We start from the raw sequence: 25,505 nt of genomic DNA on the forward strand, positions 1-25,505 counted from the left end.
AACGGGGCGTTAGGAGATGTCGGTTAAACGCAGGCTGATTATTGGTTCAGCATCTGTAATGTTTCTATTAGTTGTGCTAGCAACTACAGCAGTGGTGCTATTAGAAAAATTTAATCATAATATTGAAACAGTTGTTGAGAAAGATTATCAAAAAATTGTTCTACTGAATCGATTGGGAAATGATTTCAGTTCTTACGTTAAATTAGTAAGAGAGGCTGAATCATTTGAAAATGAATCTGAGACTTTTAAATTTTTGAATGCAGTGGATGAAAAGCGTTCAGATATAGAAGTTACAATTGCATCGCTGGAAAATGTCATTGTCCAAAGGGAGGCCATTTCTACCTTTAGGAAATTAAAGGTGGAATACCAGAACTATAATAACCTAGTTGATCTTTATCTTGCATCAGATAGCAGAGTGAATCGACCATTTTTTAATGAAGAAAGTGTCCGCATTCAAACAGAACTACTTGATAACATCACTCAACTTACAAACGTCTATGAACAAGATATGGAAGAGATTACAGAAGAATCTCAAGCGTTATTTGAAAATACAAGAAAAATTATCATTATTTTATCTACGCTAGTAATCGGTGCCGGTCTTGTGATTGCCATTATAATCATTCGCAATATTACTAAAAACTTAAATCTGCTATTAAATGGAATTGAAGGATTTACATCTGGAAAACTCGACCTGACCAAACGATTAAGCGTTAAATCAAAGGATGAATTTGGTAAGTTAGCAGATGCTTTCAATCGTATGATTGACTGGTTACAAGAGAAAACAGACCGGGAACGTGAAACAGCAGTTTTGAATGAAGAGCAAGCATGGCTGAAATCTAACATTGCCGAAATAACAGTTGAATTGCAAGGGAATCCGGACTTGCAATCACTGGCGAAAACATTTGTGTCAAAAGTCACCCCGCTAGTCAGAGGGAATTTAGGGGTCTTATACATTACAGAAGATAGTGATGAAGATGACGCACCTGATTTAAGGCTAGTGGGTAGTTACGCATATAAAGAACGAAAACATTTATCAGATCGATTCTCCTTTGGTGAGGGCTTAGTCGGTCAAGCTGCGTATGAAAAAGAAACGATACTTCTTACCGATGTCCCTGATGACTACATTAAAATTAATTCAGGAGTAGGAGAAGCTACGCCATTAAATATCATCGTACTACCACTTATTTTCAAAGGGAAAGTGCTAGGTGTACTAGAAGTTGCTTCATTCCATCAATTTAAAGAGATTGAGAAAGAATTATTAGAACAATTAACAGATAGTATTGGTATTGTGATTGAAAATATTAAAGGGCAAATGCGCACCGAAGAGTTGTTAGAAGAGTCGCAAGTTTTAACAGAAGAGCTTCAAACACAAGCAGAAGAATTAGAAGTTCAACAAAAAGAATTAGAGCAAATTAATGCCGAACTTGAGCAGCAGACAAAGGCTTTAAAAGAATCTGAGCGTGTCCTTCAACAGCAACAGGAGGAGTTGGAGCATAATAACACAGAGTTAGAAGAAAAAGCCCAACAACTAGCAGAACAAAATCAAAAGTTTGAGCAAAAAAGTCAAGAAGCTGAAAAAGCTAAAGTAGATGCTGAAGAGAAAGCGAAACAACTTGAGCTTATATCTAAATATAAATCAGAGTTTTTAGCAAACATGTCTCACGAGCTACGAACTCCGTTAAATAGTTTATTAATTTTAGCGAAGCTTCTTTCTGAAAACAAAGAAGGAAACTTCACAGACAAACAAGTAGAATTTGTCAAAACAATCTATTCATCTGGTGCAGACTTATTAAATCTCATTAATGATATCCTTGATTTATCAAAGGTAGAGTCCGGGAATATGGAAGTTTATAAAAGCCGCTTCCTATTGAATGATGTGAAACGTTTCGTGGAAGATACATTTAAACCCGTAGCAGAAAATAAAGGAATCGAGTTTGATGTTCAATTAAGCAACACGTTACCTAAAACAGTATTTACAGATAAAAAACGATTTGAACAAATAATAAAGAACCTACTATCAAATGCCTTTAAGTTTACGGAAAGAGGTCATGTAAACTTAAACATTCGGAGGGCAAGTGAACAAGAATTACAACAACTAACAGGAGAGGCTTTCCATAACGGTGATGTTACCGTTGCATTCTCCATTTCAGATACTGGTATTGGAATCCCTAAAGATAAACAAGAAATTATTTTTGATGCCTTCCAACAGGTAGATGGAACAACAAGTCGAAAGTATGAAGGTACAGGTTTAGGACTTTCCATTAGTCGGGAATTTGCTTCTATGCTAGGCGGCGACATAAAAGTCGAAAGTATAGAAGGAGAAGGAAGTACTTTCACCCTTTACTTGCCAATCTCTTATGTAGGACCAAACGAAGTAAACCAGCAAGAAGAGACACCTATTATTGATGCACGAGACGAAATTGCATCCACTCGAATTGCTGATCCTGTTGTCACGGACATACCTCCAATAGAAGATGTCGTATCAGATGAAGAACTAGTCCGAGAAATGGAGTCCGACCGAAAACGAATTCTTGTCGTTGAGGATGATGCTACACAACGGAACAGTATCGTAGAACTCATCCAAGGAATGTATGTAGATATCGTTTCTGTATCTTCAGGGGAAGAAGCATTACAAGAGTTAACCGGCAAATTTTTCGATTGTATGATATTAGATTTAGGTTTATCGAAAATGTCTGGTTATGAATTGTTAGAAGAAATCGAGAAAGAAAGCTCGTTACACTATATACCAGTCCTTATTTATACAGGAAGAGACCTATCTTCAAAGGATGAGTTAAGATTAAAGAAGCATGCGAAAACGATCATTATGAAAGATATTTACTCACCCGAGAGATTGCTTGAGGAAGTATCATATTTGTTAAACAAAAAAGATGAAGATTTATCAAATGTGAGTATCGAACATGTTCAAGAAACTTTGCAGGACAATCATTTTGAAGGTAAGAAAATATTAATCGTTGATGATGATATAAGAAATGTCTTTGCTTTATCTAATATGCTTGAACATCATGAAATGGAAGTGTTGTTTGCTGAAAACGGAAGAGAAGGAATCGAAACGTTGCAGAGAAATGAAGATATCGATCTTGTCTTAATGGACGTCATGATGCCTGAGATGGACGGATACGAAGCGACGCAAAAGATTCGCAGCAACCCTGAATTTAAATCATTACCAATCATTGCATTAACAGCAAAGGCGATGAAAGATGATCGGAAAAAGTGTTTAGATGCGGGTGCCTCCGATTATATCGCGAAACCAATTAACAATGATCAATTATTATCGTTAATGCGAGTTTGGTTATATAAGTAAGGAGAATGATGAGTGGAGGAAAATCTATTTAATGAAAAAAGTTGGACAACTTACGACGGGGTGGAAAAGATTGAAATACGTCTACTCCTCGAAGGGATTTTCCTTCGTTACGGATACGACTTTCGAAATTATTCATATTCGTCTCTACGGAGGCGTATATGGCATCGAATAAAAGCCGAAAAGCTTAGATCTATTTCTGAATTAACAGAAAAGGTACTCCACAACCCGATTTTTATGGAAAGGCTCCTCGCCGATTTTTCCATAAATGTTACCGAAATGTTTCGGGATCCTAGCTTTTTCTCCTCATTTCGAAAGAATGTTGTACCATTGTTAAGATCCTATCCAGTCATTCGAATTTGGCATGCAGGGTGCTCAACTGGTGAGGAAGTATATTCAATGGCAATTACGTTGAAAGAAGAAGGTTTACTAGGAAAATGTAAGATTTATGCCACTGATATGAACAAAAATGTGTTAGAAATTGCTAAAAGTAGAAAAGTACCGTTAGAAAAGATGCGAAAGTATACCTATAATTATCATCAAGCAGGCGGTGAAAAAGACTTTTCCAAATATTATTCGGTACAAGGGAATTTTGCTATTCTCGATCAAAGCTTAACGGAGAACGTTGTTTTTGCCCAACATAATTTAGTTACAGACGGTTCTTTTAACGAATTCAACTTAATTTTGTGCCGAAATGTCCTTATTTATTTTAATAATGAATTACGTGATCAAGTTCACGATTTGTTTTATCAAAGTTTAAGCAGGTTTGGTATATTAGCGTTAGGGGATAAAGAGTCCATTCGATTTACACAACATGCACAACATTTTGAAGAAGTATTGCCAACTGAGAAGTTCTATCGAAAGACGAAGTAACCAAAATCTACGGAATTCCAAGCTGAAACTTAATAGGTTAGGAGTCTAAATATGCAGCGAAGTGATAAAATTAACATCTTAATGGTAGATGACCGTCCCGAAAACCTTCTAGCACTTGAAGCTGTACTTTCCAGTCCGGAGTACAATTTAGTTCGGGCAACATCTGGTGAAGAAGCTCTTAAGTTTCTCCTGAAAGATGACTATGCAGTCATTTTGCTTGATGTTCAAATGCCTGGTCTGAATGGATTTGAAACAGCACAAGTCATTAAAAGTCGACAAAAAACTCAACACATTCCAATTATTTTCTTAACAGCCATCAATAAAGAGCCAGAACATGTATCGAAAGGTTATTTAATTGGGGCAATTGATTATTTATTCAAGCCATTTGAGCCTGATAATTTAAAGGCTAAAGTCGACAACTTTGCCAGTATTTATGAAAAAAATCAAAGAGTAAAAAAACAATCTGATTTGTTGAAGAGAAGCTTACGAGATTTAGAAAAAGCAAACCAGGAATTATCAAGACAGGCGGCGGAATTACGGAAAGCAGAGGCTATTTCGCGTATTATTGGGGACGCTTCAATTGACACGATGATTGTATTTAATAATCAAGGCGAAGTGTTAACGGTGAATCCTGCCGTAAAGGGAATGTTTGGCTATTCTCAATCAGAGTTGATAGGGGATAATATTGTTGCACTGATTCCTCTATTTGGATCGGATAAATTAAATGTTATTTTTAATGATGAAGATGGCAAACATGAGCACATATTTGAGCGTTTAATTGAAACACAAGCCCTTCAGAAAGATGAGTCATTATTCCCAGTTGAGATACAAATTGGAAAGGCTATTGTCGATGGTAAAAGGTTATTTGCTTGTACCATTCGCGACATAACGGAACGGAAAAAGCAGCTAGCAGCATTAAAACATCAAGCTTTACATGATAGTTTAACAGGGCTACCGAATCGTACGTTATTATATGATCGAATTCAAGAAAGTATGGGGAAAAGTAAAGCTTCCTCCACTGAAATGTCCCTACTCCTCTTTGATTTAGATCACTTTAAAGCAATCAATGACACCTTAGGCCATCATTGTGGTGATCTTTTATTAAAGCAGATAGCGAATCGACTTGAGACCCTTGTAGGGGAAGAAGACACAGTCGCACGATTAGGTGGGGATGAGTTTGGTGTACTATTGTCCAATATGGATACAGACAAAGCAGTAACGTTGGCGAAAGAAATTATTGAAGTCATTGAACAACCGATTGAAATTAATGAACAGACATTGATGGTTCGTCCAAGTGTCGGTGTGGCAATATTCCCATATCATGGTGACGATGTGGAAACGTTAATGCGAAGAGCAGATGTTGCGATGTATACAGCGAAGCGTACGGGAAGTGGCTACGCTATTTATTCAACCGAAAATGATCCAAACAGCTTAAATCGCCTACAATTAATTAGTGAACTTCGGGATAGTATTGATCATGACAAGTTAATGGTTTATTACCAGCCAAAACTAGATGTGAAGTCTAATCGAGTATTCGAACTTGAGGCTCTTGTTCGTTGGGAACACCCGATACACGGTTTTATTCCGCCGGATGAGTTCATTCCTTTAGCAGAGCAAAATGGATTAATTAAATCACTTACTTTAACAGTGTTGAACAAGTCCTTAGGTCAACTCGCCCGTTGGCGAAAAGAAGGGTACAATACGGGAGTAGCCGTTAATTTATCAACTCGCAATTTACAAGACATATATTTGCCCGACCAAGTAAAAGAATTATTAGAGAAATGGGAAGTGCCACCACAGTGTTTAACATTAGAAATTACGGAAAGCTTTATTATGGCAAACCCAAAAAGGGCAATGGATATATTATTGAAACTAAGAGGACTCGGAATTCGCTTGTCTATAGATGATTTTGGAACAGGTTATTCTTCGTTGGCCTATTTGAAGAACTTACCAGTTGATGAAATAAAAGTTGATAAGTCTTTTGTTATTGATATGACAAAGGATCCGAACGATGCGATGATTGTTCGATCTGTCATTAGTTTAGCGCATAATTTAGGAATTTCAGTTGTAGCAGAAGGTGTAGAAACTGAAGAAATATGGGATATGTTGGTTTCATTGTATTGTGATTCAGTACAAGGTTACTATTTAAGCCGCCCATTACCGGCTGATAATATTTTTCGTTTCTTAATGGAAAGAGAAATAAGAGTTTAGGATATAAGGAGCGTTGTCTGAACTGTAGACAGACACGCTCCATTTTATTGTTCATTTTTTCGTGAATGTTACGCCCCTTTTTATGGAATATTAATGTTGAAAAAGCCGCCGCAAATCAAATATATGACATTTGTCATAAAAAACTGCTGACGTTCATGACTATTACGAAACAAGAAATTCACCTATCATTAAGACTAGGTCATAAAGGAAACAAGGGGGATAATTATGGCTAACTCAAAATTAGCGCAACTACGAAAAAAAATTAAACAATTTGAAACATCAGATACAAAGGCAAGTGTATGGCAAATGATTAATACAATAGTGCCATATATATTGCTATGGTACTTAGCATACGAGGCGATTTCTATATCTATATGGTTATCATTAGCGATTTCAGTAATAACGGCAGGGTTTGTTGTGCGGACATTTATTATTTTTCATGATTGTTGTCATGGATCATTTTTTCATAACCGCAAGCTAAATAACATTGTCGGTACTATTACCGGAATTTTAACAATGTTTCCATATGAAAAGTGGAAACGTGAACATTCAATTCATCACGCTACTAGTGGAAATTTAGATAAACGTGGAACTGGCGATATCTGGGTTATGACAGTTGATGAGTATGTAAAAGCGACAAAGCTTGAACGTCTGCAGTACCGTTTATATCGTAATCCGTTCGTAATGTTTGTACTGGGTCCACTAATGTTATTCTTTGTGGAAAATCGAAAAAACCGTAAAGATGCTCGAAAAAAAGAACGAATCAACATGTATGTTACGAATGTATCCATTGTTGCTATTGCAATTGTTTTAATGTTAGCCATCGGTTGGGTTAACTTTCTAATCGTTCAATTACCAATTATGTTCGTATCAGGAATGCTCGGAATATGGTTATTCTACGTTCAGCATCAGTTTGAAGACTCCTATTTTGAAGATGAATCGGATTGGGACTACGTGAAGGCGGCTATAGATGGAAGTTCATATTATAAACTACCTAAAATATTACAGTGGATTACGGGTAATATCGGTTACCACCATGTTCACCATTTAAGTCCGAAAGTACCGAACTACCATTTGGAGCCTGTACACAATTCAACACCAGAATTACAGCAGGCGACAACGATTACGGTTGGTTCAAGTTTAAAATCCATTCGTTTCCGTTTGTACGATGAAGAAGCGAAAACATTCGTTACGTTTAAAGAGGTTAAACATTTATTAAAGCAACCAAATAAAAAAGTATCCATGCAAGTAAATAAAACGTAAAAGTCTAAGGGAAAAACCGTTCAAATGTAAATTGAATGGTTTTTCTTTTATCATAATGGAAGATGGTATAATAGATAGGAATTGTAAGGAAAGGAAACGAATATGCAAAATTGGTATAATATTTTTCCGAAAAACAAAAGTTTAAGCATTTACGTATGGATCATATTTAGTTTATTACCTTTTTACTTTATATTTAAGTCGACTATGCTTTGGGAAATCGTGTTCGGATTCGTCATGATCATTTTATTCTTCGTAGCTTACCGGTTATCTTTTTTGTCTAATGGATGGTTTCTATACGTATGTGTTTCCATCATGATATGTATAAGTGTAGGCATGTCACTTTTTTATGGGTATGTATATTTTTCACTATTTTTAGCCTTTTATATTGGGAATGTACAACATAAAGGTGGATTTATAACCCTCTATATTATTCATGTTGTAACGACCATTACAGCTGCGTCATTGAGCGTATTGACACAACGTGAATTATTCTTTTCACAATGGCCTTTTATTGGGGTTACAATCTTAGGGGTTGTATTGTTGCCTATTAATACATATAACAGAATTAAAAGGCAAAAGCTCGAAGTTCAGCTTAATGATGCGAAAGAAAAAATTTCACAATTAATGGTTTACGAAGAAAGACAAAGAATTGCACGAGACTTACACGACACACTTGGGCAAAAATTAACGTTAATTGGGTTGAAGAGTGACTTAGCGAGCCGGTTAATTCATAAAGACATAAATGGTGCCAAAAATGAAATTACGGATATTAATCAAACCGCGAGAACAGCGTTAAAAGAAGTGCGGGATATGCTTGCGGATATGCGTGGGGCGAAGTTAGATGAAGAATTGAAACATGTTCAGCAACTTTTAAAAGCTGCCAATATTGACGTATCCATACATGGGAAAACAAATTTGCGCAATACGCCTGCATTAGTGGAAGATGTAATGAGTATGTGTTTAAAAGAGGCTGTAACAAATATCGTAAAGCATAGTGGAGCAAAATCTTGCATAATTGAAATAAACGAAACGATTGATCATTTTCGTTTAAAGATTGAAGATGACGGGGTTGGATTTAGTGACGAAAGTGAACAAACAAATGGTCACGGTTTAAAAGGTATGGCTGAACGTTTAGAATTTGTGAACGGCCAAGTGAACATTACGAACAAAAATGGTACCACAATAGATATAACCATACCTAATGTTATGACAATGGTAAAACAGGGGGAAGAGCGATGATTCGTATCGTCATTGCGGAAGACCAGCGAATGTTACTCGGTGCACTCGGTTCTTTACTTGATTTAGAAGATGATATGGAAGTAGTAGGGAAGGCTGCAAATGGACAAGAAGCAGTCGATCTGGTGAAACAGCACAATCCGGATATTTGTATTATGGACATCGAAATGCCGGTAATGAATGGGCTAGATGCTGCTGAAGAAATGATTGACTTGCCATGTAAAACCATTATCTTAACGACCTTTGCACGAGCAGGATATTTTGAACGTGCACGACAAGTGCAAGTTAGTGGCTATTTGTTGAAGGACAGTCCTAGTGAGGAGTTAGCAAGTTCCATACGGAAAATTATGAACGGTGGAAGAGTCTATTCCCCTGAACTCGTTGATTTAGCTTACGAAGAAGCAAACCCACTTACAGAGCGGGAAAATCAAGTGATAAAGTTGATAGCAAAGGGAAAAAGCACAAAAGAAATTGCAAAAGAACTCCACTTAACGTATGGTACAGTTCGTAACTATATATCAGTCATCTTTGACAAACTGGACGTATCAAACCGGGTTGAAGCTGTTTCAAAGTTTGAGGATAAAGGTTGGTTCAAACAATAATGTTTAAAGTAAGACACTTTGGTATAAGAAGTGTCTTTTTTTATTTTAAAAAGATGTTACTACTTTAAAATAGAAATCGTCTACTTTACATAATGATAGGTTAACAAGAACGGTGCACATAGTGAACATTTTTCGTTATTTTGGAATAGTTAACTGCTTCAAAATCTTATTGTGGGTAATAAGAGTTACTTTTTGTTGGTACTAAAGTATGATATTCTATATTTATGTAAATATTGCCTTCAAGATAAGGGCAAACCTATCGAAAGATGGGGACGCAAAGCTTAAGGGGCTAAGGTGTAAACCATGCCAGCCAGCTACCAGAGGAGGAAAAGTCATGCAAATTTATAAAGACCAAGCCAATTACCAGCCATTTTGGAGAAATCAATCTTATAACACTACATATCAGCAACAACCAAATCAACAAAACAAAGTGACAAACCACCCCCAATTAAATGAAACTAAAGGATTTCAAAATGAAACAGGTAGTCAAAAGAACAACTTGCAAAGTATGCAAAATGTGCTGAATAACTACTATTCTATGAAATCAGGTTTTAATAGTAGTGGTGACTTGAAGAAACAGTTAAATCAATTGGCAGAAAAGAGTATATCTTATCGTGTAGATAAGCATTCTGAAAAGTTCGAATCGAAAGTTCATAACTTTAAGATGGAGATAAGTCGCGAAGCCCACGAAGCATATAGTAAAAGTCGTCAAAATAATTCTGCGGCGCATCCATCTGAAAATCGTAACAATGCAAGTGTGAATGGACAAGCCAATCGCAATGACAAAGCAGCAACAGCTAGTAACGGTAAGAATATCTCAAATGAAAATGCTGATAATAAAGGACGCTCTCAATCTAGTGCAAATGATGAGAATCGATCTGCTTCAAATCATACAGAAAATGAAACATATACGAATCAAGTTGAAAACCGTGGTCGAACAGAATCTAACGTAAAGAATCAATCAAGAACGAATTATACTGAAAATAATTCGACTGCAAGTGGTAATAGTAGTTCCAGTACAGCAGCTACTGAGGCGGCCCGTGGTACACAAGTACAAACTAAAGATACGAACGTAGAAGTGCAACGTGGCGACGGTTTTATGTATAATCAAACCGATAACACAACGTCTCAAGAAGGTGTATCTAGTAGAACGTCGGTGCAAAATGACGGCACATGGGAAGGTATGAATACTTCTGTAAATAAAGATACAACAGTTTAGAATACAGAAGTACAAACCGAGTCCAATAAAGTAGGCACATGGGAAAGTATGAATAACGAGACTACAGTCGGCGTAACTAATGGTGAAAATGTATTTAATACTGGACCAATAGGATCTAATATAGACTATAAAATGTAAATATGAATAATAAAAAAGTGAAGGTATAACCTTCACTTTTTTATATAGTTGAAAGAGGTAGAGGAATGGATAAACATAACATTTACAATGTGTGTAGGGCTATGGTACTGTTTCTTTAAGACTACTAAAAATTAAAAATGGATGAAAAGGCAAACCTACAGAAATGTAGTGACGCAAAGCTAAAGGGGCTAACGTTTTACTATGCCAGCCAGCTACCGTTTTATTAAGGGACATCCGTATAAAACGGATGTTTTTTATTTATATTGATGATTGGGGACACGAGCCGATGAAATATATTGGACGCTTAATTATGTTAGGAGTTGCATCCATTAGTGTTTTCGGTTGGACCAGCTATGACTTTTTTTATCATGGGCTGTTTTCGCCGACGGAAATACTATTAAAAGGTGTTTATTTTCCTTTTGCTTGGTGGGCTGGCTACCAGTTCGATAAAGCAAAATTTTTAAATAAGAAAGTGATAGAAAAGCAAAATGAATTGCAGGATACATTTGAAAGTATGACATCTGCGTTTTTATCCCTTGATAAAAACTGGCGTTTAACTTACGCGAATTCAAATGCTCTTAAACTTTTAGAAAAAAACGCTAATGATATAATAGGAAAAATTATTTGGGACGAGTTCCCTGAGGCAGTTGGATCTACCTTTCATATAAATTATTACAAGGCTCTCAATGATCAAGTAGAAGTACATTTTGAAGAGTACTATGAACCATTAGAGGCTTGGTTTGAGGTCCGTGCATTTCCGACAAAATACGGGTTATCAGTGTATTTCCATGACGTAACTAGTAGAGTTGAATGGCAAAGAAAAGTCGATAAGCTTGCAAAGCATGATATATTAACAGGCTTACCGAATCGTTACTATCTCACTGAATATTTAGAGGAAATATTGAATGCAAAAAATCATGAGGATCATGTCACTACACTACTATTTATCGATTTAGACCGCTTTAAAGCTATTAACGATTCTTTAGGACACCATGTAGGTGATGTGTACCTTGAAAAGACTGCAGATCGTATTAGAAAGCTCGTTCCTTCAAATGGGTTCGCTTCTCGATACGGAGGAGATGAATTTGTCATTGTGTTAAAACAAACGAGTAAAACCGATACAGAAGAGTTTGTGAAAGAGGTAATCGATTATTTAAATCAACCTGTCATCGTTCAAGGTCAGCAACTGTACACTACACCAAGTATCGGTATTAGCGTTTACCCTCAGGATGGAAACAGTACAAAAGAGTTATTACAGAAGGCAGATCAAGCAATGTATGCAGTGAAAAAACAAGGGAAAAACAACTTTCTATTTTATTCTCCTAATTTTATGTTATCGTCTAGCAGAAAAATGTTAATTGAGAGTGAGTTACGCAAAGCAATCGAACATGGGGACCTATCTGTACATTATCAACCACAGTATAAAATAGGGAACCATACGATAGTAGGTATGGAGGCGTTAGTGCGGTGGGAGCATGAGACGCTTGGCTTTATACCGCCATCTGAATTTATTCCTATTACAGAGGAAATAGGATATATTCATAAGCTTGGGAAGTTTGTTTTCAAAGAATCTTGTAAGCAACTACAACATTGGCATACTCAAGGTTTTAACGATATTAGTCTATCTGTCAACGTTTCCACTATCCAATTTAAAGATAGGAACTTTATGAATGATATTCGCGAAATTTTAACGGAAACAAATGTAGACCCGCAATATGTACAAATCGAGATTACTGAAAGTGCATTGCATAATTACGAACAAACAGAACAAGTGTTACAACAGTTAAATGAACTTGGTGTAAAAGTATCAGTAGATGATTTTGGTACAGGTTACTCATCATTAAGTGTATTACAACAATTAACGATTCACAGGTTAAAAATTGATAAATCATTTATTGATGGGATCCATGCAAAAAACCATCGGAGTAAGGCAATAGTGAAAACGATTATTGATATGGGACATCACTTGAATTTAGAGCTCATTGCAGAAGGTGTTGAAAATGCTGAACAATTAGCGTATTTACAACAAAACCAATGTGAATATGTGCAAGGATATTATTTCAGCAAGCCACTGTCAGCTTATGAAATTAACGTACTGCTCGAAAAACACAACACGTTTCATCAATCGGTGTAGAAAAAAAGGATACATGATGTATCCTTTTTGTTTTAGTTGTCAGGGGTAAGATTGGAAAACAAATCGTGATATGATAGAGATAAGAAAGCTTATAGAGGTGGAATAAATGTGGACAAGCATATTTAATCAATTAAATTTTCCATATGAAAGCAGTACGCAAAGTTTTGTAGGTTTAGGGGACTCACTTACTTTACTGCAAAAAATGAAGGACGAAACGGTCGATTTAATATTCGCTGATCCACCGTATAATATAGGTAAAGACTTTGGGAATAACCAAGATACGTGGAAAACAACGAGAGATTATGTAGAATGGTGTAAAAGTTGGATTGATGAATGTTTTCGCGTATTAAAGCCTAATGGAACTTTTTATTTCATGACAGCTACACAACATATGCCATACTTAGATATATACGTGAGTGAGCATTATCATATTTTGTCACGTATTATTTGGAGTTACGATAGTTCGGGTGTGCAATCAAAGAAACTGTTTGGTTCTTTGTATGAACCAATTATTATGGCAACTAAAAATAGCAAAAGTAAATATACATTTAATTATGAAGATATTATGGTGGAAGCTAAGACTGGTGCAAAACGGCAGTTAATCGATTATCGAAAAACACCACCACAACCATACAATACGAAAAAAGTGCCAGGAAATGTCTGGGATTTTCCTAGGGTAAGATACAAAATGAACGAGTACGAAAATCACCCTACCCAAAAGCCAGAGAGCTTAATAGAGCGTATCATTAAAGCGTCAAGCCATGAAGATGATTATGTACTCGACCCATTCTCAGGTTCGTTTACGACGTCCTCAGTAGCTGTAAAACTAAATCGAAAAGCGGTTGGGTTCGATATTAATGAAGAATATTTTAAGATAGGATTACGCAGGACCGGAATATCGAATGTTTACCAAGGTGAACATTTAGAGAAAAAAAAAGTTCGGAAGACGAAAAACAAGTCGAAGCGAGACCATGATATGATGAAAGAAACTTGATATTTATAAAGAAATAGTACATATGTAAATCTATATTAATAATTCGTGGGGTTCGTTAATATATAAATAATTGTATAAGGTGATTTTACCGAAGTATTCGTCCTTGTCGTCTTGATAAGGACATCTTTTTTTATTGAGGAGGGTTAGCAATTGGGAAATTCTTTAGTATTGCAATCTGATTTTGGTACAAGTGATGGAGCCGTTAGTGCAATGTATGGAGTGGCGAATACAATAGATCCAACATTACGCATTTTTGATTTAACCCATCATATATCACAGTTTAATATATGGGAGGCATCCTACCGTTTAGTTCAAACTTTACCCTATTGGCCAGAACATACTGTGTTTGTTTCAGTTGTAGACCCTGGAGTTGGTACAGACCGACGTAGCGTTGTCGCGAAAACGAAGACGAATCATTATGTCGTAACCCCTGATAACGGAACGTTAACCCACCTTAATCAACAGTATGGAATTGCTGAAGTTCGGGAAATTGATGAAACAATCAATCGTTTCCCCAAATCGGAAAATTCCTACACTTTTCATGGTCGGGATATTTATGCTTATACGGGGGCGAAATTGGCATCTGGAGTTATCACTTTTGCCCAGGTGGGACCATCAGCAGAAGAGGATATTGTTCTATTACCAATGTTTGAGTCCCGAATTGAAGGAAATAGTGTGAAAGGAAATATTGATATTTTAGATGTTAGGTTTGGTAATGTTTGGACAAATATTAATCGCTCATTATTGCATGATCTTAATATTCAAACTGGCGATATGGTTAAGGTGAAAGTATACGGAGAGTTAGGAACCATTTTAAACAAACGTTTGATCTATGCCCGTACGTTTGGAGAAGTACCTGTAGGTGAACCTGTCATGTATGTGAATTCGATTGATAAAATAGGTATTGCCATAAACCAAGGATCTTTTGCTGATCTATATAATATAAGTATGGGTAATAAATGGTTTATCAAAATTACAGCCTACGATAGATAAACATGATGTATACTCCTTTCCAAATTAAGAAAACTAAAGAAAACTGTGTATCATTGGAAGGAGTTCAGTTCATGAAAAAAATGTTTTATGTTTTTATTGTTGCACTAACATGTATACTTCCATTTTCCAGCATGGAAACGACTGTAAATGCCGAAGCGGAAGGTGAGAAGGGAGAAAAAATTACCCTTACAGCTGAACAGCAAAAAGAAATGGATCAATTGTATCAAGAGTTAATTGCTAAGCATAAGGAAATCATCGAAAAGTATAAGGAATATGGTGTATGCTCAGAGGAAAAGGCACAAAAGAAGATGACACGCCTGGACAATTATTATGAAAAACTAAAGGTGAATGGATTTGTGCCAAATTGGGATCATGATCATTGGAAGAAAAATAAAGCGACATATTAAATGGAAAAGTCCTTATAGATGATCTATAAGGACTTTTTTATGTAACAGAGCAGGGTTCACATAAACTATTATTGAATAGGTATATAAAGTGACAAAAGGAGGAACGGATATGCCTAGCAATAACTCGATTGGATTTATTGGGTTAGGAGTTATGGGGAAAAGTATGGCTCAAAATTTAATGAACGCAGGTTATCAACTTAACATTTATACAAGAACGAAAGAAAAAGGTCAATCACTGCTAGATAAAGGGGCTAAATGGCGTGAAACACCAAAAGATGTAGCTGAACATTCCTCTATAGTGATTACTATGGTCGGGTACCCTTCGGATGTGGAGGTCATCTACTTCGGAGAAGATGGGATATTACAAGGTGCAAAAAAAGGATCTTATCTTATTGATATGACGACATCAACCCCCACACTTGCCCAGAAAATATATGGGCAGGCAAAAGAGCAATATCTATTTGCCCTCGATGCTCCTGTATCAGGCGGAGATATTGGTGCTCAAAATGGAACCCTTACGATTATGGTTGGCGGTGAAGAAACTGCATTCCGTGAAATGAAGCCAATTTTTGAAGTATTAGGTAAAAATATTGAATATCAAGGTTTGGCAGGTGCAGGACAACATACAAAAATGTGTAATCAAATTACAATTGCCTCGAATATGGTAGGGGTATGTGAGGCTTTAATATACGCAAAGAAATCTGGTTTGCAATTACATAATGTATTGAAAAGTATTAGTTCAGGTGCGGCAGGAAGTTGGTCGTTATCAAACTTAGCGCCACGGATTACGGAAGGGGATTTTGAACCTGGTTTTTATGTGAAACATTTCATTAAAGATATGGGGATAGCATTAGAAGAGGCTGAACGCATGGGAATTGATACTCCAGGCTTACAGTTAGCAAAAAAGCGGTATGATCAGCTACTTAATATGGGAGAAGGAGAGAAAGGTACACAAGCGTTGTATAAATTATATGAACGGGAGTCTATGTAAGTAACGTACACAAAATTGTGTGCGTTTTTTATATGTTGAATCAGAAGGGCTCTCTCCCCTTGGATGATGTATGGATTTCGTCACAACAGGAAAACTAATTTTTAGATTGATTGTATAAAAAAGATAGCACCCTTTACCAGGGTGCTAATAATATTTTATTCTGTTGGGCTACCATGTTCATATGGTTTTATAACACCGTGTATTGTTTTAATCACCGGTAATTCAATGCCAATTTTTTTAGCTAAACGCAATGCTCCCCCATGAAGGTGATCGACTTCAATCGTTAAACCTTTTCGCTTATCTTGGTGCATAGAAGAAGTGCCATCATTCGGGAATTGAAATAAAAGGTTTACGGCATTTTCAACATGATCCTCAGTAATGAGTGCATCATATCCATTGGCAAGCCGCTTCATCTCAAGCAATGTATCTTTAGCGACTTGTAATGTTTGGTCATTGTCACGTATCGGTCCAATAGGTAAATTCGTAGCTGTTGTAATACCGGAAAAGGCAGTAATAAACATATATTTGTTCCATAATGAGGTTAATATATTTTCATGTAGTTCATTTTCCATATTCGCTTTGTTCGTTATTTCATGAAATTGCTCACAAAGTTGTTCTTGGGAACTATGTAATGGTCCGAATACGAAACGGTGTTGCTCACTCGTGTGAACAACGTGGCCTTTTTTGTCCAATGTTGCAATGATGAAGGCGAGACCACCAATTACGTTCTCTTCCCCTAACTCTGTTTGAAGAGTATCGATATGCTCAATTCCGTTTAATAAAGGAATTACCTTTGCTCCTTTTTGGACAAGTGTTTTTAATTGAGGTAACGTCCCATCTAAGTGATATCCTTTAACCGCTAACAAAACGATATCTGCAGAATCGATATCTTGAACATCTGTTGTGTAGGAAACGTTTGGTAATGGGTAATCCCCTTTTATACTTTTTATTGCTAGACCATGTTCACGTAGTTCAGTGGCTCGTCGTTCACGTACAAGGAATGTTACATTCTCTCCTACTTCTTGGAGTCTCCCGCCAAAATAAACACCTAAAGCTCCTGCCCCAATGATTACAATATTCAAATGATCCACCTCCACTTTTTTATATCATATCATGAAAACGCTAACTTTTGGAATGAACTAGCTTAAGAAGGAGGTATGCACAATGAAAAATAGGATACCGATTGAAGGTTATATTGATGCCCGATTTAAAAAAGTGAAAGAAGCATTCATTGATAATTTTATTGAGTATGATGAAGTGGGGGCAGCTTGTACAATTTACTACCGGGGTCAAAAAGTAGTGGACCTTTGGGGAGGATTTAAGAATGACGAAACAAAGGAGGAGTGGGATAAAGATACATTACTTCTTGTTTTCTCGGCGACAAAGGGGTTTGCGGCATTAACGTTGGCAGTAGCACATTCCAGAGGCTATATTGATTTTGACGAACGAGTGTCTACCTATTGGCCTGAATTTGGACAAAACGGGAAAGAAGATATTACTGTAAGGCAACTGTTAGATCATCAGGCTGGTTTATGTACATTAGAAAGATTGCCAATTAGAAGTCCTCTTGATTTAGATACAATCGAAATCAATGAACATTTGGCGAAAAAAACTCCCGAATGGCAGCCAGGTGATTATTCTGGTTATCACTGCTGGACTTTGGGATGGTACATTGGTGAGTTAATACGAAGAGTTGATCCAAAAAAGCGGAAACTAGGAACTTTTTTTCAGGAGGAAATTGCGACCCCGCTTGAAATTGAAATATATATCGGTTTGCCTGACAGTGTCCCTTCAAAGCGTATTGCTAAGCTAAAGGGGATTGATACAATCCCTAAGGCAATTCCGCATATCTTTGAAGCACCATTCAAACTGGAAACTCAGTATCTATGGAAGTATTCGATAACTCACAAAGCGATTATGGATGAGGACCGGGAACTAACGCAAGAACAGTTTAATCGACGCGTGTTTCAAAAGATTGAATTACCATCTGCTAACGGAATTGGCCAAGTTCGAGATATGGCAAAACTATATGCACACATATTAGAGGGTGGAAAGGAAATTGGGCTAAATCGAAGTACACTGCAGGAATTAATGGGCCCTGCACAGAAGCCGAGGAAAGGTTTTAAAGACAAAGTGTTACAAACAGAAGTAAAATACCGGTTAGGTTTTTGGAAACCAAACCCAACATGTCAGTTCGGTCGGTCCGAAAAAGCCTTTGGACACCCAGGGGTTGGGGGAGCATTTTGTTTTGCTGACCCGGATGCCGAAATTGCTTATACCTATGCCCCTAATAAGTTAGATTTAAGAATTTGTAACGATAAACGTGAAAGGCGAATTCGGGAAGCATTATACACTTGTATATAAAGGGAAACGCTAATCTCATGTTTAAATCACGAAGATGGATGTATAAAAAGTAGTGAAAAATACATCAAAATTTTAAAAAATCCTAGGTTGAAATGTTATACTGAACATAGATAAGCACATTCTTAATTAGCAGAAAACAGATGTTTTCTGCTTTTTTTATAGAGAAAAGGTGATAATGTTATGCTTAAATCTTATTTATTACTAGTGGTTACAGTCATAATTTTTTCAGGGAACTTATTAGTAGGGAAAGCGATTAATGACTTACCTCCTTTTACAATTACCTTCTTTCGTTGTTTCATTGCGTTTCTCGTTATTCTCCCTATTGCTTTTAACCAGCTCCGGGCTAAAGAGGAGCTTTTTCGAAGAGAGTGGAAAGCAGTGGTTGGGATGTCATTTTTCGGTATTACTTTGTTTAATGTTCTCGTTTATTCATCGTTAAATTTCACAACATCTACCAATGCCGGGATTGTGGAGGCGACCACCCCCATTTTCACGATCATATTAGGTGTCATCTTCTTAAAAGAACAAATAGGAAAAATTCAACTTACAGGGATGTTTATCTCATTGGTTGGGGCAATATGGGTTATTACGAAAGGGTCTTGGACAATCATTTCACAGTTACAATTTAATATCGGTGATATTATTATGCTGTTAGCCATTATTTCATGGTCCATTTTCTCCATTCTTATAAAACAACACAATAGTAAATTCCCTGTATACGGAAGTATTGCAGCAATGTTATTTGTGTCGTTAATCATACTTCTGCCTTTTACGATAATTGAGTGGTATTTCATTAATCCGAAACCATTTCAATTAAAATTCATGTTAGGACTGTTGTATTTAGGGATATTCCCATCTGTTATCGCACTTTTGTTTTGGAATATAGGAGTAGCGGATATAGGACCTTCACGGGCGTCGATTTTTTTAAACTTGTTACCTGTTTTTACAACAATAGGAGCCGTTTTATTTTTAGGGGAACAAGTTATTTTAGCGCAACTTCTCGGTGGAGTTCTCGTTATAACAGGAGTGCTGTTATCTACGGCAAAAGTAAAAAAGAAGGTAAACAACACATCACAAAAGCAGGAAGTGTCTATAACGCAAAAGCAGTGAGTGAAATCTCACTGCTTTTGTTAATCTGGTATGATAATAGCGTAACCTGGAATTAGGAAGTCTAGTGAGAAGCCTGGTCTGTTTTGATTCAAACGAGCTAAATGGGACATTCTCACGTTAAATCGAGACGAAATTTTTTGTAAGCTGTCTCCTTGTGACACGATATAGATGCTCACCGGTACCCGAATTGGTTCGTTTACATCAATGTTATTTGGATCCGAAATGTGAGGGTTTAATGCTAACAAATCTTGCACAGATGTAGAAAATGTCGTTGCTATTCGATTTAAAGTATCCCCGGGGTTTACTACATAAAATACTTGATTCATCTCATTACCTTTAAAAGGCGCGATTAATGTCTGGTTCACATAAATAGTACCTTGGTCTGTAATAGGGGGAAACAAGGCATTTAACTGTTGCATTTGTTGTACATTACTATCTAACATGTCGGCTACTGAATACAATGTGTCATTAGGCCGTACAGAGTAAAGAAAAAAGGTTCCATTTGCAAGTGGCAAACCCATTCCTCCTTTAACTTATCGTCAATGACTATGATATACAAGAAAGTGTGATTCGTGCCTAAATGATTAGAGTTTATGGGGAGGGAATAAGTGGAAGTAGGTCATGAACCTATAAATGACGGGCGTTAATGGGTTAATCTGTTGCATAAATAAAGGTAACGGCGTTTTTATATTAGCGTATGAATGCAAAAAAAGGAGTAACGAATGTCGAAGCATTCGTTACTCCTTTCTCATTATTTTGCTGCTTTTTGAAGTTTGCTAATCATCTTTAATGATTTTCCAGTACCGATCGCAACACAAGCTAATGGGTCTGGAGCAACGTGAACAGGCACATCTAACTCGCCTGCCAGCCATTCTTGCATTCCTTTCAAGAGTGCTCCGCCTCCTGTTAAGGTAATACCATGATCAACGATGTCCCCACTAAGTTCTGGTGGGCAGTTTTCTAATGTATTTTGAATCGCTTCTAAAATTTGTTCTAATGATTCTTTTAACGCAGACTGAATTTCACTGGAAGACAACGTTATTGTCTTAGGTAAACCAGTAACCATATCCCGGCCGCGGACCTCCATTGTTTGTAGCTCATGATTTACAAGAGCATGTCCAATTCCCATTTTCACATTTTCAGCAGTACGTTCGCCAATGAGTATGTTGTATTCCCTACGAACGTAGTGAATAATAGATTGATCCATTTTATCTCCACCAACTCGAACTGAACGGGCAGATACGATTCCACCGAAGGAAATAATAGCTACTTCACTTGTTCCTCCGCCAATATCAACAACCATGTTAGAAACAGGTTCTTCAACAGGCAATCCAGCTCCAATCGCCGCAGCAACAGGCTCTTCAATCAGATGTACATATTTCGCTCCATACTCTTTGATCGCGTTATGAATCGCTCGTCTTTCTACAGAAGTTGCGCCGGTAGGCGTACATACGATGACAGAAGGTTTTCTTAAGGAGTGTCCCAATTTTTTGCTAACTTTTTTGAGCATAGCTTTTAGCATTTGTGCCGTTACATCATAGTCAGCAATGACTCCATCTTTCAATGGACGAACGGGAACAATATTTTGGGGTGTTTTTCCTATCATTTGTTTTGCTTCGTTTCCTATAGCGATTACGTTTTTCGTTCTAGTGTCTATTGCCACAACGGAAGGTTCGTTAAATACAATTCCTTTATTTTTTGTATAGATAAGTAAATTTGCTGTGCCGAGATCGATGCCAATTTCTGCAGATGAAAACATTTGATTTCCTCCATTAAAAAGTTTCTTTTTTAACATAGTAGTTCTTTGATAGTTTATCATTTTTTGTCCGTCTGGAAAATTAAAAAATTTTACAAAAAAATAACAGGAGGGTATCCTCCTGTAATAATTTTGGCTACTTTTGCTTTTCGTATAACAAGTTCGCTAAAATGTGTGTTTTGTAATTTTCTAACTTACGCTCCTCATAGTGAGTTACGCCAAGTTTTTTCAGTTCGCTGACAAACCAGCCTTTACTTCCGATATGCATGTTTCTCTTCCTCCCTTAAAGCATTATTGTGAAGAGTGGGGTCCATTGTAACATCTATAAGAAGAGCTATGATAGGGATAGGATAAAATTTTTATAAAAAATGTGATAGAATAAATAGGTTACGTTTCATTCAGTAAAGGAGCATAAGCATGAAGAAATGGTTGACGTATGAGGAGGTCCAAAAGGGAATTTCTCATTTAAATAATCATTATGAAATAGATGAAGAGCGGTATTACTCTGTTATAGAGAAATGGGCAAACAGTGAGAATAGTGCAGATAAAATGTTAAAAGGGGCATTCCTTGAATTGTTGCAAGGGGTTAGTGATGAAATTAACGATATGAATGAGGCTTCCAATATGAAACCTACATGTCGTTTAGGTTGTGCGTTCTGTTGCTACTTTCCGATTATTGTGAACGGAATGGAAGCAAAATTAATGGTTGAGGCCATTGAAGATATGCCTGTCGAGCGGCGGAATGAGCTCATCAATCACTTACAACAATACTTTGTGAACTATGAGGAACAGATAAAGGAGGCAACTTCTTTAGATTTTGAGGAAGATCCTCATTTTAAGAAAAAGTATATTCAAAAACAGCTTCCATGCCCATTTTTAGATACTCAATCAAACGTTTGTTTAGCATATGAGGCTCGCCCAATACCTTGTCGTACGTATGTAAATTATACGAATCCGGAAGTTTGTGAAAAGGAATTTATGCCGAAAGAGACATTAAGTTATGAATTCCTCTATCATGAATATATGGGACCGTTAAATGAGCTTGCCCAATATTTATTTGAACAAGGAGATACAGGTAAGGTACAATATCCGAATGATGTGTATGAGCATAATTATTTACCAGTATGGCTAAAGAACTGGATTGAAGAGAAAGGTAATGAGGCATAACAGAAATAGAAAATGATATAAAAGAACCGGCATTCAACAGAATGCCGGTTCTTTTTATGTTTAATATTGCCAATATATATTTAATTTCTTTAACTTTTAATTTTCATGTTTGCCAAGCTGGGAAACATTGTGAATTTTTCATCTTGAACAGGATGTTGTGTTTCCTTCGTTAGCCAGGCTGCATACATACCAAGTTGTAACGCAGGTGCAATTTCATTCATGAAGTTATCCCCGATAGAAAGAACTTGCTCCGGCCTCACGTCGTACCGTTTGATCACTTCTTCAAAATACGGCTTTGTTTTCACTGGCTTTAGTGCACTGGGCACGATATCAGTGAAAAATTTATGTAGTCCGAGGAATTGTAACAGTCGCTCTACATCTTCTGCATCACTATTCGTCATTAATACGAGGTCCTTTTCAGTTGATAATGATGCTAAAAATTCTTGTAAGCCTGGTGTTGGGTGTAAAAAACCTTCTAAGTTGGCCATTTGCTCTTTTGTTTCGTGATAAGCATCCTGTGTTCCCTTGCTTGATAGACCGAAATGACGTGCGATCGTATGTGGTGGCCACCAGCCATCCCCGAGAGGAATCCAGCGCTCAAAATCAAATTCATTTACCCCTAACGTATTAGGGACATTTTCAACTTCGACCGTTTCATTATCCCAATTTCTTGCCTCTACTAATTTTTCTGTAAATGGGTCCCACGTCCAGATGAGATCCTCTTTTGCATCGTATATTTTTCCAATTGAGAGTGGATGGTTCCCTGCTAATACCTCAGCATAAATATAATCAAAGGATTTTCGGTGTTGTTCTGGAAGACGTTTTTTTAAATTTTCAGCTAGTAAACTGAAATGTTTCTCTCCCTCGTATAAAGTCCCATCTAAATCAAAAATAATAACATCTGTTTTTGCGATAAACTGTTGTAGCATTACCCATTTCCTTTCTACACAAATTCATAATTGTTGTAAAATAAAGTTGTGAATATTACCTCATTTTAACATAGTCATAATATAAAAAGAATAAAGGGTTATCATATGAAGATGTTTAAAACCTTAATATATATTATTGTTTTTTTACTTTTCTGTATCCCTTCTTTATGGAAAGTTATAATACTACATAATTATAACTGGGCGGAGGATGTAGATAGAAATGTATCTCAGACGGCCGAAAAAATATCAATAAAAGGTATTAGATACTACAATAAACGTTATGTAATGATATGAGAAAGAAGGTGGGTAAACTATGTGTGGACGTTTTACGTTAACAACCAATCAATTCGATATTATGGACGCCTTCCACTTAGACAATATGCCGGAAGATTACGAACCTCGTTATAATGTTGCACCAGGACAGAATGTTCTTGTAGTGATTCATGATGGCAATAAGACTAAAGCAGGGACATTAAAATGGGGATTGGTTCCGAGTTGGGCTAAAGATCCTTCCATTGGTTATAAAATGATTAATGCGAGACTTGAAACCGCACCTGAAAAACCAAGTTTTAAACGGCTTATAGAGCGACGGCGCTGTCTAATTGTAGCAGATAGTTTTTATGAATGGAAAAAAGAAGGAAAGAAGAAACAACCTGTTCGTATTTCCTTAACGAATCGAAAGTTATTCTCTTTTGCTGGATTGTGGGATCGCTGGGTTCAAAACGAGAAGGAGATCGTGTCCTGTACAATTTTAACGAAGGAACCGAATGATTTCATGACGGAAATTCATAATCGTATGCCTGTTATATTACCAAAAGAGGCTGAGAAAGAATGGATTGAGCCTGAAAAGAAAGATGGCCACCGAATGAAAGAGTTTCTATTAAGTTTAAACGATGAAAAACTGGTGTCCTATGAGGTGAGTTCTTATGTGAACAATGCCAAAAATGATGGACCTGATTGTATCTTGCCGTTAGTGTAAATAATTCAGTGGTAAATTACGCTTTTAGTAACCCTCCTAAATGGGAAAAGCTAAAATAAGAAATATTGAAGAGGGGATTTTCATGAAGGAAGCGCTATTGTGGGGTGGATTTTCAGGGTCTGCTCTTTTTTTAGGTGCATTAGTTGGACTTTTTTTTCGAATCCCTAACAAAGTAACCGGCTATGTTATGTCATTAGGTACGGGTATTCTAATTGGGGCTGCAACCTTTGAACTATTACCTAATTCAGTCGAAAAGGGTGGAATGTGGGCAACATCGATTGGCTTTCTTCTAGGGGCGTCAACCTTTACGTTTTTCAATTTTTTATTAGCTCGAAAGGGTGCACACAATCGAAAGCGTTCGAAGCAAAACCCAACCGGTCATTCAGGGCTAGCAATATTTATAGGGACGGTCCTTGATTCTCTCCCAGAAGCAATTGTGATTGGTATTAGTATGATTGATACAAAAGTGAGTATGGTGTTAGTTATTGCAATTTTTATAAGTAATTTACCTGAAGGGTTATCGAGTACAATTGGAATGAAGAAGGACAACTACTCAAGGGCTAGAATATTAACACTCTGGATTGTAGTATTCTGTTTAACCGCCTTAAGTGCGTTAGGTGGATATGTATTGTTAGACAATGCTTCAGCACAATTAGTCTCATCGATTAACTCGTTTGCTGCAGGCGCTGTTGTTGCTATGGTTTGTTCCACGATGGCACCGGAAGCTTATGAGGATGGTGGTCCTGCAGTTGGATTAATTGCAGCAGCAGGCATAATTGCTTCTCTCATGTTAACAATGCTCTAAATGAAAAAACCCCGT

22 protein-coding genes and 2 riboswitches are annotated in these 25,505 nt (G+C 36.7%); of the genes, 17 read left to right on the forward strand and 5 right to left on the reverse strand.

What is annotated here, in order from left to right:
• The first annotated feature begins 16 nt into the window (after positions 1-16).
• From NLW78_RS13680 to NLW78_RS13735, 12 genes are all read left to right on the forward strand, one after another.
• On the forward strand, positions 17-3,322 hold the full coding sequence (locus NLW78_RS13680) for a response regulator (RefSeq protein ID WP_254497717.1): 3,306 nt from the start codon (positions 17-19) through the stop codon (positions 3,320-3,322).
• Between the two features lie 12 nt (positions 3,323-3,334).
• Entirely contained in the window at positions 3,335-4,192 is an 858-nt protein-coding gene (locus tag NLW78_RS13685) for a CheR family methyltransferase (RefSeq protein ID WP_254497718.1), read from the forward strand.
• A 51-nt stretch (positions 4,193-4,243) separates the two neighbouring features.
• Entirely contained in the window at positions 4,244-6,403 is a 2,160-nt protein-coding gene (locus NLW78_RS13690) for a two-component system response regulator (protein ID WP_254497719.1), read from the forward strand.
• A gap of 225 nt (positions 6,404-6,628) precedes the next feature.
• Complete coding sequence (desA, locus tag NLW78_RS13695) at positions 6,629-7,666, forward strand: Delta(5) desaturase DesA (RefSeq protein ID WP_254497720.1); 1,038 nt, start codon at positions 6,629-6,631, stop codon at positions 7,664-7,666.
• Between the two features lie 102 nt (positions 7,667-7,768).
• Entirely contained in the window at positions 7,769-8,905 is a 1,137-nt protein-coding gene (locus tag NLW78_RS13700) for a sensor histidine kinase (protein ID WP_254497721.1), read from the forward strand.
• A complete protein-coding gene (locus NLW78_RS13705; protein ID WP_254497722.1) occupies positions 8,902-9,504 on the forward strand; it encodes a response regulator transcription factor in 603 nt (200 codons plus the stop codon). The genes NLW78_RS13700 and NLW78_RS13705 overlap by 4 nt, the downstream gene beginning before the upstream one ends.
• A 239-nt stretch (positions 9,505-9,743) precedes the next feature.
• Positions 9,744-9,826, forward strand: a riboswitch (cyclic di-GMP riboswitch).
• Positions 9,827-9,838: 12 nt separating this feature from the next.
• Positions 9,839-10,723, forward strand: coding sequence for a hypothetical protein (locus tag NLW78_RS13710; RefSeq protein WP_254497723.1), 885 nt, complete (start codon positions 9,839-9,841; stop codon positions 10,721-10,723).
• A 276-nt stretch (positions 10,724-10,999) separates the two neighbouring features.
• Positions 11,000-11,081: riboswitch (cyclic di-GMP riboswitch) on the forward strand.
• A 66-nt stretch (positions 11,082-11,147) separates the two neighbouring features.
• The gene (locus NLW78_RS13715) at positions 11,148-12,995 is read left to right on the forward strand and encodes a sensor domain-containing protein (RefSeq protein ID WP_254497724.1); all 1,848 of its coding nucleotides are present in this window, start codon (positions 11,148-11,150) and stop codon (positions 12,993-12,995) included.
• A 106-nt stretch (positions 12,996-13,101) separates the two neighbouring features.
• Positions 13,102-13,989: an adenine-specific DNA-methyltransferase gene (gene yhdJ / locus NLW78_RS13720; protein WP_254497725.1), complete on the forward strand. Its 888-nt coding sequence runs from the start codon at positions 13,102-13,104 to the stop codon at positions 13,987-13,989.
• A gap of 150 nt (positions 13,990-14,139) precedes the next feature.
• Positions 14,140-14,982, forward strand: coding sequence for an SAM hydrolase/SAM-dependent halogenase family protein (locus NLW78_RS13725; protein WP_302328569.1), 843 nt, complete (start codon positions 14,140-14,142; stop codon positions 14,980-14,982).
• Between the two features lie 71 nt (positions 14,983-15,053).
• The gene (locus tag NLW78_RS13730) at positions 15,054-15,389 is read left to right on the forward strand and encodes a DUF2680 domain-containing protein (RefSeq protein WP_254497726.1); all 336 of its coding nucleotides are present in this window, start codon (positions 15,054-15,056) and stop codon (positions 15,387-15,389) included.
• 109 nt (positions 15,390-15,498) lie between these two features.
• Positions 15,499-16,380: an NAD(P)-dependent oxidoreductase gene (locus NLW78_RS13735; RefSeq protein WP_254497727.1), complete on the forward strand. Its 882-nt coding sequence runs from the start codon at positions 15,499-15,501 to the stop codon at positions 16,378-16,380.
• A 155-nt stretch (positions 16,381-16,535) separates the two neighbouring features.
• On the opposite strand, the gene NLW78_RS13740 is transcribed toward NLW78_RS13735, so the two are convergent.
• On the reverse strand, positions 16,536-17,471 hold the full coding sequence (locus NLW78_RS13740; RefSeq protein ID WP_367617689.1) for a ketopantoate reductase family protein: 936 nt from the start codon (positions 17,469-17,471) through the stop codon (positions 16,536-16,538).
• Positions 17,472-17,544: 73 nt separating this feature from the next.
• On the opposite strand from NLW78_RS13740, the gene NLW78_RS13745 reads away from it, so the two are divergent.
• Together NLW78_RS13745 and NLW78_RS13750 are read left to right on the forward strand one after the other, a co-directional pair.
• Positions 17,545-18,744, forward strand: coding sequence for a serine hydrolase domain-containing protein (locus tag NLW78_RS13745; RefSeq protein ID WP_254497729.1), 1,200 nt, complete (start codon positions 17,545-17,547; stop codon positions 18,742-18,744).
• Between the two features lie 180 nt (positions 18,745-18,924).
• Entirely contained in the window at positions 18,925-19,854 is a 930-nt protein-coding gene (locus NLW78_RS13750; protein ID WP_254497730.1) for a DMT family transporter, read from the forward strand.
• A gap of 20 nt (positions 19,855-19,874) precedes the next feature.
• Here the strand turns inward: NLW78_RS13750 and NLW78_RS13755 are convergent, their stop codons facing one another.
• The 3 genes from NLW78_RS13755 to NLW78_RS13765 form a co-directional block, all read right to left on the reverse strand.
• Positions 19,875-20,369 carry a LysM peptidoglycan-binding domain-containing protein gene (locus tag NLW78_RS13755; RefSeq protein ID WP_254497732.1) on the reverse strand — a complete coding sequence of 165 codons (495 nt, stop codon included), beginning with the start codon at positions 20,367-20,369 and terminating at the stop codon, positions 19,875-19,877.
• Positions 20,370-20,605: 236 nt separating this feature from the next.
• Positions 20,606-21,613 carry a rod-share determining protein MreBH gene (mreBH, locus tag NLW78_RS13760; RefSeq protein WP_302328570.1) on the reverse strand — a complete coding sequence of 336 codons (1,008 nt, stop codon included), beginning with the start codon at positions 21,611-21,613 and terminating at the stop codon, positions 20,606-20,608.
• 133 nt (positions 21,614-21,746) lie between these two features.
• Entirely contained in the window at positions 21,747-21,878 is a 132-nt protein-coding gene (locus tag NLW78_RS13765; RefSeq protein WP_254497733.1) for a YflJ family protein, read from the reverse strand.
• A gap of 149 nt (positions 21,879-22,027) precedes the next feature.
• Here NLW78_RS13765 and NLW78_RS13770 point away from each other — a divergent pair, with 149 nt between their 5' ends.
• Positions 22,028-22,777, forward strand: coding sequence for a YkgJ family cysteine cluster protein (locus NLW78_RS13770; protein WP_254497734.1), 750 nt, complete (start codon positions 22,028-22,030; stop codon positions 22,775-22,777).
• Between the two features lie 89 nt (positions 22,778-22,866).
• Here NLW78_RS13770 and NLW78_RS13775 read toward each other — a convergent pair whose 3' ends face one another.
• Positions 22,867-23,706 (reverse strand): HAD family hydrolase, encoded by an 840-nt coding sequence (locus tag NLW78_RS13775; protein WP_254497735.1) that lies wholly within the window; start codon positions 23,704-23,706, stop codon positions 22,867-22,869.
• Positions 23,707-24,019: 313 nt separating this feature from the next.
• Here NLW78_RS13775 and NLW78_RS13780 point away from each other — a divergent pair, with 313 nt between their 5' ends.
• Both NLW78_RS13780 and NLW78_RS13785 read left to right on the forward strand, forming a co-directional pair.
• Entirely contained in the window at positions 24,020-24,685 is a 666-nt protein-coding gene (locus NLW78_RS13780; RefSeq protein WP_254497737.1) for an SOS response-associated peptidase, read from the forward strand.
• A gap of 82 nt (positions 24,686-24,767) precedes the next feature.
• Positions 24,768-25,490, forward strand: a complete 723-nt coding sequence (locus NLW78_RS13785; RefSeq protein WP_254497738.1) for a ZIP family metal transporter — start codon at positions 24,768-24,770, stop codon at positions 25,488-25,490.
• Positions 25,491-25,505 lie beyond the last annotated feature (15 nt).

It is taken from the genome of Salirhabdus salicampi, from assembly GCF_024259515.1.
GTDB lineage: Bacteria > Bacillota > Bacilli > Bacillales > Alkalibacillaceae > Salirhabdus_A > Salirhabdus_A salicampi.